The 14,079-nt window shown below is 70.9% G+C and carries 13 protein-coding genes and 1 pseudogene; 7 read left to right on the top strand and 7 right to left on the bottom strand.

What is annotated here, in order from left to right:
• Nucleotides 1–34: 34 nt before the first annotated feature.
• Nucleotides 35–958, bottom strand: coding sequence for a LysR family transcriptional regulator (locus ACZ68L_RS05175; RefSeq protein WP_469574289.1), 924 nt, complete (start codon nt 956–958; stop codon nt 35–37).
• A gap of 70 nt (nt 959–1,028) precedes the next feature.
• Between ACZ68L_RS05175 and ACZ68L_RS05180 the strand changes: the two genes are divergently transcribed.
• Nucleotides 1,029–2,180, top strand: a complete 1,152-nt coding sequence (locus ACZ68L_RS05180) for a TDT family transporter (protein ID WP_469574291.1) — start codon at nt 1,029–1,031, stop codon at nt 2,178–2,180.
• Here the strand turns inward: ACZ68L_RS05180 and ACZ68L_RS05185 are convergent.
• From ACZ68L_RS05185 to ACZ68L_RS05200, 4 genes are all read right to left on the bottom strand, one after another.
• Nucleotides 2,119–2,826: a helical backbone metal receptor gene (locus ACZ68L_RS05185; RefSeq protein ID WP_469574292.1), complete on the bottom strand. Its 708-nt coding sequence runs from the start codon at nt 2,824–2,826 to the stop codon at nt 2,119–2,121. The two genes, ACZ68L_RS05180 and ACZ68L_RS05185, sit on opposite strands and share 62 nt — an antisense overlap.
• A 16-nt stretch (nt 2,827–2,842) precedes the next feature.
• Entirely contained in the window at nt 2,843–3,388 is a 546-nt protein-coding gene (locus tag ACZ68L_RS05190) for a helix-turn-helix domain-containing protein (RefSeq protein WP_469574293.1), read from the bottom strand.
• A 149-nt stretch (nt 3,389–3,537) separates the two neighbouring features.
• Nucleotides 3,538–6,171, bottom strand: a complete 2,634-nt coding sequence (locus tag ACZ68L_RS05195) for an ABC transporter permease/substrate binding protein (protein WP_469574294.1) — start codon at nt 6,169–6,171, stop codon at nt 3,538–3,540.
• Nucleotides 6,164–7,228 carry a quaternary amine ABC transporter ATP-binding protein gene (locus ACZ68L_RS05200; RefSeq protein ID WP_469574295.1) on the bottom strand — a complete coding sequence of 355 codons (1,065 nt, stop codon included), beginning with the start codon at nt 7,226–7,228 and terminating at the stop codon, nt 6,164–6,166. Before ACZ68L_RS05200 ends, ACZ68L_RS05195 begins: the two co-directional genes overlap by 8 nt.
• Before the next feature lie 345 nt (nt 7,229–7,573).
• On the opposite strand from ACZ68L_RS05200, the gene ACZ68L_RS05205 reads away from it, so the two are divergent.
• The 3 genes from ACZ68L_RS05205 (at nt 7,574) to ACZ68L_RS05215 (ending at nt 10,246) form a co-directional block, all read left to right on the top strand.
• Nucleotides 7,574–8,482, top strand: coding sequence for a 5'-3' exonuclease (locus ACZ68L_RS05205; protein WP_469574571.1), 909 nt, complete (start codon nt 7,574–7,576; stop codon nt 8,480–8,482).
• A gap of 46 nt (nt 8,483–8,528) precedes the next feature.
• Complete coding sequence (locus tag ACZ68L_RS05210; protein WP_469574296.1) at nt 8,529–9,371, top strand: siderophore-interacting protein; 843 nt, start codon at nt 8,529–8,531, stop codon at nt 9,369–9,371.
• A gap of 407 nt (nt 9,372–9,778) precedes the next feature.
• On the top strand, nt 9,779–10,246 hold the full coding sequence (locus ACZ68L_RS05215; RefSeq protein ID WP_469574297.1) for an ABA4-like family protein: 468 nt from the start codon (nt 9,779–9,781) through the stop codon (nt 10,244–10,246).
• Between the two features lie 9 nt (nt 10,247–10,255).
• On the opposite strand, the pseudogene ACZ68L_RS05220 reads toward ACZ68L_RS05215, so the two are convergent.
• Both ACZ68L_RS05220 and ACZ68L_RS05225 read right to left on the bottom strand, forming a co-directional pair.
• Nucleotides 10,256–10,384: pseudogene (locus ACZ68L_RS05220) on the bottom strand (ABC transporter permease); the annotation flags it as partial.
• An 82-nt stretch (nt 10,385–10,466) separates the two neighbouring features.
• Complete coding sequence (locus tag ACZ68L_RS05225; protein ID WP_469574298.1) at nt 10,467–11,129, bottom strand: PadR family transcriptional regulator; 663 nt, start codon at nt 11,127–11,129, stop codon at nt 10,467–10,469.
• A gap of 206 nt (nt 11,130–11,335) precedes the next feature.
• Between ACZ68L_RS05225 and ACZ68L_RS05230 the strand changes: the two genes are divergently transcribed.
• The 3 genes from ACZ68L_RS05230 to ACZ68L_RS05240 are packed head-to-tail and all read left to right on the top strand — an operon-like array spanning nt 11,336 to nt 14,074.
• Nucleotides 11,336–11,920, top strand: coding sequence for a sigma-70 family RNA polymerase sigma factor (locus tag ACZ68L_RS05230; protein ID WP_469574299.1), 585 nt, complete (start codon nt 11,336–11,338; stop codon nt 11,918–11,920).
• The gene (locus tag ACZ68L_RS05235) at nt 11,917–12,681 is read left to right on the top strand and encodes an anti-sigma factor (protein ID WP_469574300.1); all 765 of its coding nucleotides are present in this window, start codon (nt 11,917–11,919) and stop codon (nt 12,679–12,681) included. Before ACZ68L_RS05230 ends, ACZ68L_RS05235 begins: the two co-directional genes overlap by 4 nt.
• Before the next feature lie 28 nt (nt 12,682–12,709).
• Nucleotides 12,710–14,074 carry a cryptochrome/photolyase family protein gene (locus tag ACZ68L_RS05240; RefSeq protein WP_469574302.1) on the top strand — a complete coding sequence of 455 codons (1,365 nt, stop codon included), beginning with the start codon at nt 12,710–12,712 and terminating at the stop codon, nt 14,072–14,074.
• The last annotated feature ends 5 nt before the right edge of the window (nt 14,075–14,079 follow it).

The following is a 14,079-nucleotide window of genomic DNA, read 5'->3' on the forward strand; positions in this document are numbered from 1 at the left end:
CGCAGGGCCCGTCACCAGCCCGTCGTCCGGACCGCTACAGGTCGCGGCCCGTGAGCGACAGCAGATCCCGGGCCGGGCCGGTCGGACGGTGGCCCGAGGGCCATACCGCGCGGAGCTGACGGCGGAGCCGTACTCCGGCGATCGGGATCTTGACCAGCCGTCTGGCGGACAGTTCCTCGCCCAGCGCCAGCTCGCTCAGCACGCACGGTCCCGCGCCGCTCTCCGCCGCCCCCTTCACCGCGGTGGTCGAGGAGAGTTCGAGCAGGGGCTGGGCGAGGCCGCCGTGCGCGGCCAGGGCCGCGTCGAGGACCTGGCGGGTGCCGGAGCCGTGCTCGCGCAGGATCAGCGGGGTCACGGCCAGTTCCTGCGGGGTCAGGGCGGTCCGGCGGCGGGCCCACGCGTGCGAGGGAGCCACCACGACGACGAGACGGTCGTGGGCGATGACCGTACCGTCGAGCCCTTCCGGCACAAAGAGGCCCTCCACGAAACCGAGGTCGGCCTCGCCGACGAGGAGCCGCCCCGCGACCGCCGCCGAGTTTCCGGCGAGCAGCGAGACCGCGGTGTCCGGCCGTTCGGCGCGCAGCGCTATCAGCCAGCCCGGCAGCAGGTATTCGGCGATGGTCATCGAGGCGGCGACCCGCAGCCGGGAATCCCGCCGGTCGCGCAGCGCCTGCGCTCCGGCGTCGAACGCCTCGGCCGCCTCGACGATCCTGCGCGCCCAGTCGGTGACCAGCGCGCCGGCGTCGGTGAGCCGGGAGCCGCGCGGTGAACGGTCCAGCAACGCCAGGCCGAGCTGCCGCTCCATCGACCGGATGCGGCTGCTGGCCGCGGGCTGGGTGACGCCGACGTCCCGTGCGGCGCGCCCCAGGCTGCCGTGCCGGGCGACGGCGAGGAGCAGCTCCAGCGCGCCGAGGTCGGGGACCCGGTGCGCGAGCGGAATGTATTGTTCACCGGCCATAAAGCCAGCTTATGACCTCATAGAGACGGTGTCCCTGGTGGGGCCCGGCCCGCGCGCCGAAAATCGTGGCATGGCCATCTTTCCGCAGACCCAGCAGTCCCCAGCCACGTATGCGACCGCTCCACGGCTCCCGCACCTGCGGCACATCGGCCCCAACTGGTACGCGACCGTCATGGGCACCGCCATCGTCGCGAGCGCGGGTGCCACCCTGCCCGTGCACATCCCGGGGCTCCGCGGTGTCTGCACGGTGGTGTGGGCTCTCGCAGCGGTCATGCTCGTCGCCGTGCTCACGGCCCGTACCGGCCACTGGATCGCCCATCGCGACCAGGCCCGCACCCATCTGCTCGACCCCGCCGTCGCCCCGTTCTACGGCTGTCTCGCGATGGCGCTGCTGGCGGTCGGCGGCTCGACGATGGTGGTCGGCCGGGATGTCATCGGGCATCCGGCGGCCCTGGCGCTCGATGTGGTGCTGTACACGACGGGCACGATGGTCGGACTGGCCTCCGCGGTCGCGATTCCGTATCTGATGGTCGTGCGCCACCGGGTCGAGCCCGGCACCGCGTCGCCGGTGTGGCTGCTGCCGGTGGTCGCCCCGATGGTCTCCGCGGCACTCGGCCCGCTGCTGGTGCCGGAACTGCCCGCCGGTCAGTGGCGGGAGGCGATGCTGCTGGCCTGCTACGCGATGTTCGGGCTGAGTCTGCTGGCCACGTTGGTGATGCTGCCGCTCATCTTCGCCCGGCTCGTCCACCAGGGCCCGCTGCCGCTCGTACTGACACCCACGCTGTTCCTGGTCCTCGGTCCGCTGGGGCAGTCGACGACCGCGGTCAATCAGCTCGCCGATGTGGCGCCGGGGTCGATCGGAGCGCCCTACGCCTCGGGCCTCGGGGTGTTCGCCGTGCTGTACGGGGTGCCGGTGATGGGCTTCGCGCTGATGTGGCTGGCGCTGGCCGTCGCGCTGGTGGTGCGGGCCGCACGGAACGGCATGACCTTCAGCATGACGTGGTGGGGCTTCACCTTCCCGGTCGGTACGTGTGTCACGGGCGCCGCGGGTCTGGCCCGGCACACCGGGCTCACGGCGTACACCTGGCTGGCCGTCGCCCTGTACGTGCTGCTGGTGACGGCTTGGGCGGTGGCCGGGCTCCGGACGCTGCGCGGGCTGTTCAGCGGAGCGCTGCTCGCAGCGCCGAAGGCGCCTGCGCCAGTGACGGCCCGTACCACGTGAGGAATCGCCCGTCGACGAGTGCGGCGGGCAGTGCCGGAAACGCCTCGGGCCCGTCGTCCGCGGTGAAGCGGTACGGCTCGTCGGGCAGGACGACCAGGTCGGCACCCGCCGTGTTGAGTGCGCCGAGCGGGATGCGGGGATAGCGCTCGGCGTGGTCCGCGTAGACGTTCTCGACACCGAGCCTGGCCAGCAGGTCCCCGGCGAAGGTGTCACGGCCCAGCACCATCCAGGGCCTGCGCCAGACGGGCACGACCGCACGGCGCGGGGCGCGGGGCGTCGGGAGCGCGGCCCAGCCGGCCTCGGCCTCGTCCAGCCAGCGCGGCCTGGTCTGTCCGCAGGCGGTGACCAGGACCCTTTCCAGTTCCTCGAAGGCCCGGTCGAGGGTGCGGACGCCGGTGACGAGCACCTCGATCCCGGCGTCCCCGAGCGCCGCGAGATCGCACGCGCGGTTCTCCTCCTCGTTGGCGACGACGAGATCGGGCCGGAGTGCGACGACGGCGGGCACGTCCGGGTTCTTGGTGCCGCCGATCCGGGCGGCGGTCAGGCCCGGCGGGTGGGTGCACCAGTCGGTGACGCCGACCAGCAGGCCGGGGGCGGTGACGGCGACGGCCTCGGTGAGCGAGGGGACCAGGGAGACGACTCGCACGGCGATTGCTCCTCTCTCAGCGACGTGGCTCGAAAGTGGCGTCGATGTGCTCGGCGACCGCGACGACCAGCAGCCGCGTGCCGGGCATCGTGGCCCGCCAGCGGTGCCGCACCCCGCCGGACAGGAACAGTGTGTCGCCCTCCTCCAGCCGGTGCGCCTGCCCCTCGGCCTCCACCTCCGCCGCGCCCCGCACCACGTACATCACCTCGTCGTTGCGGTGCTGGAACTCGCGCCCGAGGTCGAGTTCGCCGGTGAACTCCAGGGCGCTGAGCTGATGGCGTCCGCGCACCACCCTGCGTACCCCGTCACCCTCGCCCGCCCGTACGACCTCGACGGCGCGTGCCGAGTCGGCGGCGGCGCGCAGCCGTGCCGTGGTGGTCTCCAGGGCGTCGGCGACCCGGTCCAGGGACCGGGCGCTGGGCCTGGCCCGCTCGTTCTCGATCTGGCTGAGGAACGGCACGGACAGACCGCTGCGTCCGGCGACCGCGGCCAGGGTGAGCCCCAGGGATCTGCGCCGTCGGCGGACCGCGGCGCCCACGCGGAGTGCTTCCTTGTCGTCCATGTCCGGCTCCCTCCCGACTCGTCATCCTTCCGGCTGCGGGCACATTACGCACACGGTTGCGCAAGGTCGGCCGGTTCACGAGTGTCCGGACAGCCCGAAGGGGTGGGCCCGCCGACGGCGGCGCCCACCCCTTTTCGGTGCTCCAGACCCTACTGCGGAGCCATCTTGTCCGCGATGCCCGGGTTCTTCCCCATCCAGGCCTTCACGGCCTCCTCCTCATGGCCCGTGCCATGCTTCTGGATCTCGTTCTCCAGGCCGGCGAGCTGGTCCTCGCTCAGCTTGAAGTTCTTGAACCACTTCGTCAGCTGCGGGTACTGCTTCGGGAAGTCCTTGCTGGCGATGGTGTGCAGCCGGTCCCCGTCGCCGAAGGCCTTCTCCGGGTCCTTCAGCTTGGTCATGCCGAACTCGTTGTACGCCCAGTGCGGCGTCCAGAGCAGCACCGCGATGGGCTCCTTCTTGGCGTACGCGCGCTTCAGCTCGGCGAGCATGCCGGGCGTCGAGGAGTCGACGACCTTGTACTCCTTGTCCAGGCCGTAGGTCGGCAGGACGTTCTTCTTGAGGTTCTCCATCGTGGCGGTGCCCGGCTCGATGCCGACGATCCGGCCCTTGAACTGCGAGGACTTGCCCTTGAGGTCGGCGAGGGACGTGACGTCCTTGACGTAGTCGGGCACCGCGATCTCGATCGACGTCGGGCCGTACCAGGAACCGATGTCGGTCAGCCGGGAGCCGTACTTCTCCCAGTAGTTCTTCTGGGTGTACGGGAGCCAGCCGTCGAACTGCACATCGATCTGGCCGCGGGACATCGCGGTGTACATCGGGCCGACCTCGAACTGCTTGAGGTTGATCGTGTAGCCGCGCTCCTCCAGGACCGCCTTCCACAGGTACGTGGCGGCGATGTCCTCCTCCCAGGGGAACCAGGCCATCTCGACGGCACGGTCGCGCTCGTCCTTGCCGTTCGCGCTCTTGGACGTACCGGGCTTGGCGACGGGGGTCCACTTGTCGGCGACGCCCGGGTTGGCCTTCAGCCAGGTGCGGACAGCCTCCTGCTCCTTGCCGGATCCGGCCTTCTGGATCTCCGCTTCCAGGCTGGTGAGCTGGTCCTCGCTCATCTTGAAGTTCTTGAGCCAGGTGCCGACCTCGGGGTTGTCGGCCGAGAAGCCCTTGCGGGCCAGGGTGTGGATGCCGTCACCCTTGCCCCAGAGGTTCTTGGGGTCCTTGAGCTTCGTCAGTTCGAACTGGTTGTACGCCCAGTGCGGCGACCAGAGCGGGACGACGATCGGTTCCTTCTTGGCGTAGGCGCGCTTCAGCTCGGCCAGCATCGACGGCGTGGAGCCGTCGACGACCTTGTACTCCTTGTCCAGGCCGTAACCCGGCAGGATCTTGTCCTTGAGCAGGCCCATCTCACCGGCGCTCGGCTCGATGCCCACGATCCGGCCCTTGAACTGCGAGGCCTTGCCCTTGAGGTCGTCCAGCGACCGGACGTCCTTCGTGTACGAGGGGACGGCCAGCTCCAGCGAGGTGGGGCCGAACCAGGAGCCCATGTCCTCCAGGCGGTCCTGGTACTTCTTCCAGTAGCTGGCATGGGTGACCGGGAGCCACGAGTCGGTCTCGAAGTCGATCTGGCCGTTGGCCATACCGGTGTAGAGCGCACCGGCCTCGTACTGCTTGACGTCGACCTGGAAGCCGCGCCGCTCCAGCATCTCCTTCCACAGGAAGGTGGAGGCGATGCCCTCGTCCCACGGGATGTAGCCCATGCTGATCTTCTTGCCCGCGCCGATGTCCGAGGCGCCGGCGGTGGTGGCCTTGTCCGAGTGCGAGGAGCCGAAGAGGCCCATGCCGCCCGCGACAAGTGCGAGGACGACGATACCGACGACCGCGACGACGGGCTGCGGACGGTGGTTCCAGATCTTCAGCCCGCCGGCCATCGCCTGCGCCCTGGCGAGCGCGCGCCGGGCGAGCGGGGAGACCTCGCGGCCGAGCGCGCTGGTCATCCGGTCCAGGTACATCGCCACGATGACGATGGAGATGCCCGCCTCGAAGCCGAGGCCGACGTCGACATTGCCGATGGCGCGGTAGACGGCGCCGCCGAGGCCGCCGCCGCCGACCATGCCGGCGATGACCACCATGGACAGGCCCAGCATGATGACCTGGTTGATGCCAGCCATGAGCGTGGGCAGGGCCAGCGGCAGCTGCACCCGCAGCAGGGTGTTGCGCCGCGTGGTGCCGAACGCCTCGGCCGCCTCGACGAGTTCGGCGTCGACCTGGCGGATGCCGAGCTCGGTCATCCGGACGCCCGGCGGCAGCGAGAAGATGATGGTGGCGATGATGCCGGGCACCACGCCCACGCCGAAGAAGATGACGCCGGGGATCAGATAGACCATGGCGGGCATGGTCTGCATGAAGTCCAGGACCGGCCGGGTCACCGCGCTGACGGTCTTGGAGCGGGACGCCCAGATGCCCAGCGGCACGGCCAGCACCAGCGCGATGATGGTGGCGACGAGGACCAGCGTGAGGGTGTCCATCGCTTCGTCCCACAGCTCGACGGAGTCGATGACGGCGAAGCCGACGAAGGCGAGCACTCCCGCGAGCAGACCGCGCAGCCACCAGGCGATGACGGCGACGATGCCCGCGAAGAGCAGCGGTGCGGGGGCGGAGAGCACGGCGGCTATGCCGTCGAACATGCCGCTGACGACCGAGCTGATCGCGTCGAACAGCCAGGACAGGTGGGTCTGCAGCCAGTTGACGGCGGAGTCGACCCAGTCACCCAGGTGGAGCCTAAACACTGGCCACCTTCTTCGCGGTGGTCGTGACGTCCTCGGGGACCTCGGTGGGGGTCATCGGCTCGCCGAGGACGGCGAGCAGCCGGGCCCGCGGGACGACGCCGACGAGCTTGCCCTCGGCATCGGTCACGGCGACCGCGACTCCGCTCTGCGAGCAGGGCGTGAAGAGCTCGATGATCGGCGTGGACTCGGTGACGGTGGCCGGGGCAGCCCTGAGGACGTCGTCGGCGGTGCGCAGTTCCTCGCCGTCGTCCGTGCTGGTGCCCATGACGGTGTGCGGCTCCGCCATGATGGCGCCCGCGGTCAGCACCCGGGTGCGGTCGACGTCCTGGGTGAAGGAGGCGACGTAGTCGTTGGCCGGGGTGACGAGGATGTCCTCGGCGGTACCGAGCTGGACGATCCTCCCGTCGCGCATCACGGCGATACGGTCACCGAGGCGCATGGCCTCGTTGAGGTCGTGGGTGATGAAGACGATGGTCTTCTTCAGGCGCTTCTGGAGTTCGAGCAGCTGGTCCTGCATGTCACGGCGGATCAGCGGGTCGAGCGCGCTGAAGGACTCGTCCATCAGCAGCAGGTCGGCGTCGGTGGCGAGGGCGCGGGCCAGGCCGACGCGCTGCTGCATGCCGCCGGACAGCTCGTCGGGCCAGGACTTCTCCCAGCCGGCGAGACCGGTCAGCTCCAGCGCCTCGGCGGCGCGCTTCTCGCGCTCGGCGCGCGGCACGCCCTGTACTTCGAGTCCGTACGCGGCGTTCTCCAGCACGCTCCGGTGGGGGAAGAGCGCGAAGTGCTGGAACACCATGCTGATCTTGGAGGACCGGACATGGCGCAGCTCGGCGGGGGTCAGGGCGGTCAGGTCCTGGCCGTCGAACAGCACGCGTCCGGCTGTGGGATTCAGAAGTCCGTTGAGCATGCGCAGCAACGTGGACTTCCCGGACCCGGACAGACCCATCACGACGAAGATCTGGCCCGGGTCGACGGTGAACGAGGCGTCGATCACCGCTGCGGTCGTTCCGTCGGCGCGCAGCTCGTCGCGGTCGGCGCCGCTTTCGAGCCTCTGCACGGCTTGATCGGGTCGTCTGCCGAACACTTTGTACAAGTGCTCAGCTTGCAGCCTTGACACATACACCTCGCGCGTTGAACCGAAAAACGGTCCGCCACCCCCTCCGGCAGACCGTGGAGCGGCGCGGATTCGGCCCGCTTGGCACGTGCACTAGTTGAAATTGCTACGTGATCCGCTCCGGCTGCGCGCCTGCCCCCACTTACACGAGCCAAACACAAGAGTGACCCGAGTCACATGAATATGGCTCCCATCGGGCCGTGCCCCTCTTGACCTCGACGCCCGCCGGTGTCCGCGACGGCCGCTGTCAGTGGGGTGCGGCATCATCGGTGTGTGACGCGACGCCTGATGCTCCTCGACACCGCCTCCCTCTACTACCGCGCCTATTTCGGGGTTCCCGATTCGGTACGCGCCCCGGACGGGACGCCGGTCAACGCCGTACGCGGGCTGCTCGACTTCATCGGCCGCCTGGTGCAGGACCATCGGCCGGACGAACTGGTCGCCTGCATGGACGCGGACTGGCGGCCGCACTGGCGGGTGGAGCTGATCCCCTCCTACAAGGCGCACCGGGTGGCAGTGGAGACGGCCGAAGGGCTGCCCGACGAGGAGGAGACGCCCGACACGCTGGCCCCGCAGGTGCCGGTCATCGAGGCGGTGCTCGACGCGCTCGGCATCGCCCGCGTCGGCGTCGCCGGCTACGAGGCGGACGATGTGATCGGCACGCTCACCGGCCTGGCCACCGGCCCCGTGGACATCGTCACCGGCGACCGGGACCTCTACCAGCTGGTCGACGACGCGCGCGGGGTGCGGGTCCTCTACCCGCTGAAGGGCGTCGGCTCGCTCCAGTCGACCGACGAGGCCTGGCTGCGGGAGAAGTACGGGGTGGACGGTTCCGGCTACGCCGATCTGGCCCTGCTGCGCGGCGATCCGAGCGACGGACTGCCGGGCGTCCCGGGCATCGGCGAGAAGACGGCGGCGAAGCTGCTGGACGCGTTCGGGGATCTGGCCGGGATCATGGCGGCGGTCGACGACCCGGCCGCCAAGCTGACGCCCTCGCAGCGCAAGCGACTCGACGAGGCCCGGGACTACGTGGCCGTCGCGCCGAAGGTGGTCCGCGTCGCCGGTGACGTACCCCTGCCGGAGTTCGACCCCGCGCTGCCCGCCGAGCCGCGCGATCCCGCCGCCCTCGAAGCCCTCGCGAAGCGGTGGGGACTGGGCGGTGCGCTGGAACGCCTGCGCTCCACACTGCGCGAATGAGGTGCTAACTTAGGTAAGCCTAAGCAATCGGAACAGGGAGAACCTCGTGGCAGAACGACCGGCGCGGCAGGCACCCAAGGCGCAGGGAGCCCGTGTTCTGCGCACCGAGCGGATCACCCCGCACATGGTGCGTGTCGTGCTCGGCGGTGACGGCCTCGCCGGCTTCGGGCTCTCCGGATTCACCGACCACTACATCAAGCTCTGTTTCGCCCCCGAGGGCGCGGACTACGCGCACCCGTTCGACATGGCCCGCATCCGCGAGGAGCAGCCGCGCGAGCTGTGGCCGACGACCCGCACCTACACCGTGCGCTCCTGGGACCCGGTCGCCCGGGAGCTGGCGATCGACTTCGTGGTCCATGGCGATGAGGGTCTCGCCGGGCCCTGGGCGATGCGGGCGGCCCCGGGCGATCAGGTGACCTTCCTCGGCCCCGGCGGGGGCTACGGTCCGGACGCGTCGGCGGACTGGCACCTCCTGGCGGGCGACGAGAGCGCCCTGCCGGCCATCGCCGCGGCCCTGGAGCGGATGCCGGCGGGCGCGGTGGTGCACGCGTTCGTCGAGGTGTCGGACGCGGCGGAGGAGCAGAAGATCGTGACGCCCGACGGGGTCGAGGTGACCTGGCTGCACCGCGGGGAGCGCCCGGTCGGCGAGGCGCTGACGGCCGCGGTGAAGGAACTGGAGTTCCCGGCGGGCGAGGTCCAGGCGTTCGTCCACGGCGAGGCGGGCTTCGTGAAGGAGATCCGCCGCCATCTGCGCCTGGACCGCCGGATCGCGCCCCCCCGGCTGTCGATCTCCGGCTACTGGCGGCTCGGCCAGAACGACGACGCCTGGCGCTCGGTCAAGCGCGAGTGGAACGCGCAGGTGGAGCGCGAGCAGGAGAACGCGGCCTGACGAACACGCCCACCCCTATGCCCCGGTCGCAGGCCGTGGCATAGGTGTTTCCGGGGGTGCACCGTCCCGGGGGTGCACCGTCCCGGGAGGGCACCGTCCCGGAAGGACACCGGAGCACCCGCCGGCGGCCCGCGCCACCCCCGGTCACCGCCGCCCGGACCGGCCTCGCGGTCGACCCGGCCGGACCCGCGCCCACCCGGCCCCGTCCCGCGCAGCCCGGACCGGCCGCACGGCCTACAGGGCCGGACCCGACCCGTCGGCCCCCGCCCCGCCCCGGCCCGGACCACTCCCGCCGCCACCCGGGCCACCCCCGACGACGCCCCGGACCGGGCACTGCGGCCGGCTCCCGTACCGCGGACGGTCCGTACCGATACGGACTCCGGTTCCGCCGAGCGGGAGCCGGCGGCATGACCGGCGCGCTCTTCGAGATCTCGTTCCTGCTGGCAGCCCCGTTCTGGCTGCTCATGATCCTCGCGCCGAACTGGCGCCCCACCGCGCGCCTCGCCGCCTCCCCACTCACCGTTCTGCCGGTGCTGACGGTCTATCTCCTCATGGCCCTGCCGGTCTTCCCCGAGCTCTGGGACGCGGTGCGCAGCCCCGACATCGACACCTTCCGCGATCTGACGGCCCTGGCGAACGGGGCGGGGGCGATCTGGGCGCAGGTCATCGCCTGGGATCTGCTGCTGGGCCAGTGGATGTTCCTGGAGGGCCGCCGGCTGGGGATCTCTCCGCTGGTGATGGGGCCGTTGCTGGTGCTGACGATCCTGCTGTCGCCGTTCGCGCTGCTGGCCTTCCTCGCGCTACGGGCGGTGCTGAGGCCGAGAGCCCGGCCCGGGAAGGGAATCCCGGACCGGGCCGGCCGCGCGTCACCGTAGCGGTGTCCGTCAGACGGACTTCTGGTACGAGCGGAAGGTGCGGGTCGACAGCCGGACCGCCACCACCGCGAGTACCAGCAGGGCTCCCCCGCGGCTGAGCACCACACTCCATTCGGGCTCGGCGGTCAGCGCCGAACGGTGGCCGGTCCGGGGTTCGAGACCCCGGCGGTCGCTGCTCCAACAGCTTCCACCGGGGTCTTTCTCGTCCTTCGGTCCTGCGTCAGACCTTCCGCTCCGGGTCCAGGACGATTTCCTGCTCGTCCAGGACCTGCCAGTTCTGCGGGACTTCACCGGTTTCGTGGAAGGACTTCCACTCGTCGATGCCGCTGATCGTGGACTCGGTGAGTTCCGTGTGAAAATTCTTGATCCACTCCAGCTGGGCGTCGATCATGTGGAGCTGATACTCGGTCTCGACGACGAAGACGCGGGGCAGCTTCTCCCCCGGCCGGCCGAGCACTCCCCGGAGCGCCGCGGCGTGGACCGCCAGCGCCGCCTGTCTGGTCTCCATGAGCTCCGCCACGTCCTTTGGCGGCAGCACCGGAAGAAGCGAGAGCGCCGTCTCGAAGACCGGATACTCGGCGGCCGGTACGGCGAGCAGATCGGAGAGCCAGTCGAGCATCTCCGCCCGCCCGGCCTCGGTGATCCCGTAGAGCGTGCGCTCGGGGCGGTTGCCCTGTCGCTGAACGCCCGCGACCTCGACGTAACCGTGCTTCTCCAGGTTCTGGACGACGGTGTACAGCGAGCCGAAATTGATCTTGACGCTGTGTTCCTTGCCGCGTCGGCGCAGCGTCTGGGCGATCTCGTACGGATGCATGGAGCGCTCGGCGAGCAGCACCATGACCGTGAGCGCCAGTGGGTTGCCGAGCTTGCGCCGTCTGGCCACCCGCCCCCTCACCGCCCTTCACCTCGTCACCGAATACCCGTGAGCGAATACTCGTGAGCGAATATATCGCGTTCACCCGGACGCGATAACCACGATGTATCGCGAAATGAAGCCGGCGTGGAAGGATTTCGCGCACTGACCAATCCGCGCCGCCGTCGGCTCCGGATCACCCGGGGAGCAGACGCGCAATCAGGGAGGAAGCCCGCGTGAAAGAAGCCGTGTACATCGGCGCCGCGCCCTCGGCGGGGCCCGATCTCCAGGAGCTTCTGGGGATGGTCGCCCGAGGTGACCAGGACGCCTTCGCCAAGGTGTACGACGCGGTCAGCGGGCCGGTCCTCGGACTGGTGCGGAGCGTGCTGCGCGATCCCGCCCAGTCGGAGGAGGTCGCGCAGGAGGTGCTGGTCGAGGTGTGGCGCACGGCCCCTCGGTTCCGGGCCGCCCGCGGCAGCGCGATGAACTGGGTGCTGACGCTGGCCCATCGCCGGGCCGTGGACCGGGTGCGCTCGGCCGAGGCGTCGGCAGCCCGCGAGCACAGGGCCGCGCTGCTGGACCGTACGCCCGCCTTCGACGAGGTCACCGAGCAGGTCGAGAGCCGACTGGAGCGCGAGCAGGTCCGCCGCTGCATGCGGACCCTGACCGAACTGCAACGACAGTCCGTGACCCTCGCGTACTACCGGGGGCTGACGTATCGCGAGGTGTCGGAGTTGCTCTCCGTACCGCTCGGGACGATCAAGACACGCCTGCGCGACGGACTGATCCGGCTGCGCGACTGCCTCGGGGTGAGCACATGAGCAACGCCGAACTGCACACGCTGACGGGGGCGTACGCGCTGCACGCGCTGCCGGACGCCGAGCGCGACGAGTTCGAACGGCATCTCGGCGACTGCCAGGCCTGCGCCGTCGAGGTACGGGAACTGTCCGGGACGGCTACCCGGCTCGGGCTCGCGGTGGCCGGAATCCCGCCTCGCGACCTGCGCGAACGGGTGCTGCGGGAGATCGCCACTGTACGGCAGGAGTCGCCGTCGGACGCCCGGCGGTCGCGCACCGGGGGCAGCGCGAGCCGGACGGGCCGGTGGCCGAGGTTCGCCCTCGCCGCGTGTCTGGCGGCCGCCGCCGGATTCGGCGGGATCGCCGTGTGGCAGCACCAGGAGGCCCGCAGCGCCCGGCAGGACGCCCGCGCCGCTCAGCGGCAGAACGAGCAGCTGACCCAAGTCCTGGCAGCACCGGACGCCCGTGCCGGGTCCCGCACGCTCGCGGGCGGGGCGAGGGGCACCGTGGTCGTCTCCGAGAAGGAGAACCGCGCCGTCCTCCTGGCCTCGGGCATGCGGGAACCACCCGTCGGCAAGGTGTACCAGCTGTGGTTCGACGACGCGGGCACCATGCGTTCCGCGGGCCTCATGAAGGCGGCGAACACCTCGACGACGCAGTACGCGACGCTGCTGGACGGCCCTGTCGACCGGGCCTCCGGCATAGGCATCACCGTGGAACCGGCCGGTGGGTCCGCCCGACCGACATCCGCGCCGGTGGCCCTGCTGACCTTCCCGACCGCCTGACCCACCACTCGCTGAGAGGTGCTCGACCATGACCGTCTCGGTGGCACTGTTCACCTCGGATCTACGGCTGCACGACAACCCCGTACTGCACGCCGCACTGCGCGACGCGGACCGCGTCGTCCCCCTCTTCGTACGGGACGCGGGCATTCGCCGCACCGGCTTCGACGCGCCGAACCGGCGGGCGTTCCTCGCCGACTGCCTGGCCGATCTCGACGCGGAGCTGCGCCGGCGCGGTGGCCGGCTGATCGTCCGCGACGCGGAGGCCGTGGCCGGCGTCCTCGGCGTGGTCACGGAGACCGGCGCGCACAGCCTGCACATCGCGGGCGGGGTGAGCGGGTACGCGATACGGCGCGAGGAGCGTCTGCGCGCGGCTCTGACCGGCGTCGGCTGCACCCTGCACGTCCATGACGCGGTGGTCACCGCGCTCGCACCCGGCCGGGTCGTCCCGGCGGGCCGTGATCACTACGCGGTGTTCACCCCGTACTTCCGCCGTTGGCAGGCGGCCGGGGTACGGGGCACACTGGCCGCACCGCGCGCGGTGCGGCTGCCGGAAGGCATGAAGTCCGAGCCGTTGCCGGACCGGGGCGAGGTGGCCGGGGTCTCCCCCGGGCTCGCCAGGGGCGGCGAGAGGGCCGGACGTCGGCTGCTCTCGTCCTGGCTGAACGGGCCCCTGGCCGACTACGAGAGCGGCCACGACGATCTGGCCGGCGACGCGACCTCCAGGCTCTCCCCCCATCTCCACTTCGGCTGTCTCTCGGCGGCGGAAGTGATCGACCGGGCGCGACAGCGGGGCGGACCGGGCTCCGACGCGTTCGTGCGGCAGCTGGCATGGCGGGACTTCCATCACCAGGTGCTCGCCGCCCGGCCGGACGCCGCCCGGGACGACTACCGTCCACGGCACGACCGTTGGCGGTCCGACGAGGACGAGGTCGAGGCCTGGCGCACGGGACGCACCGGCTATCCGGTGGTCGACGCGGCGATGCGACAGCTGGCGCACGAGGGCTGGATGCACAACCGGGGACGCATGCTGGTGGCGAGCTTCCTCACCAAGACGCTGTACGTGGACTGGCGGGTGGGTGCCGGGCACTTCCTGGACCTGCTGGTGGACGGGGACGTGGCGAACAACCAGCTCAACTGGCAGTGGATCGCCGGTACCGGCACCGACACCCGTCCCAACCGGATCCTGAACCCGGTGGTCCAGGGCAAGCGGTTCGATCCGAGCGGCGCCTACGTGCGCCGCTGGGTGCCGGAACTCGCCCGGCTCGCGGACGGCGAGATCCATGAGCCGTGGAAACTGACCGGCCCACGCCGGGCCGCGATCGACTACCCGGATCCGCTCATCGACCTGGCGGAGGCACGGACCCGGTTCGAACGGGCGCGGGGCCTGGACTGACGGCG

This window comes from Streptomyces sp. NPDC104309, from assembly GCF_055584025.1.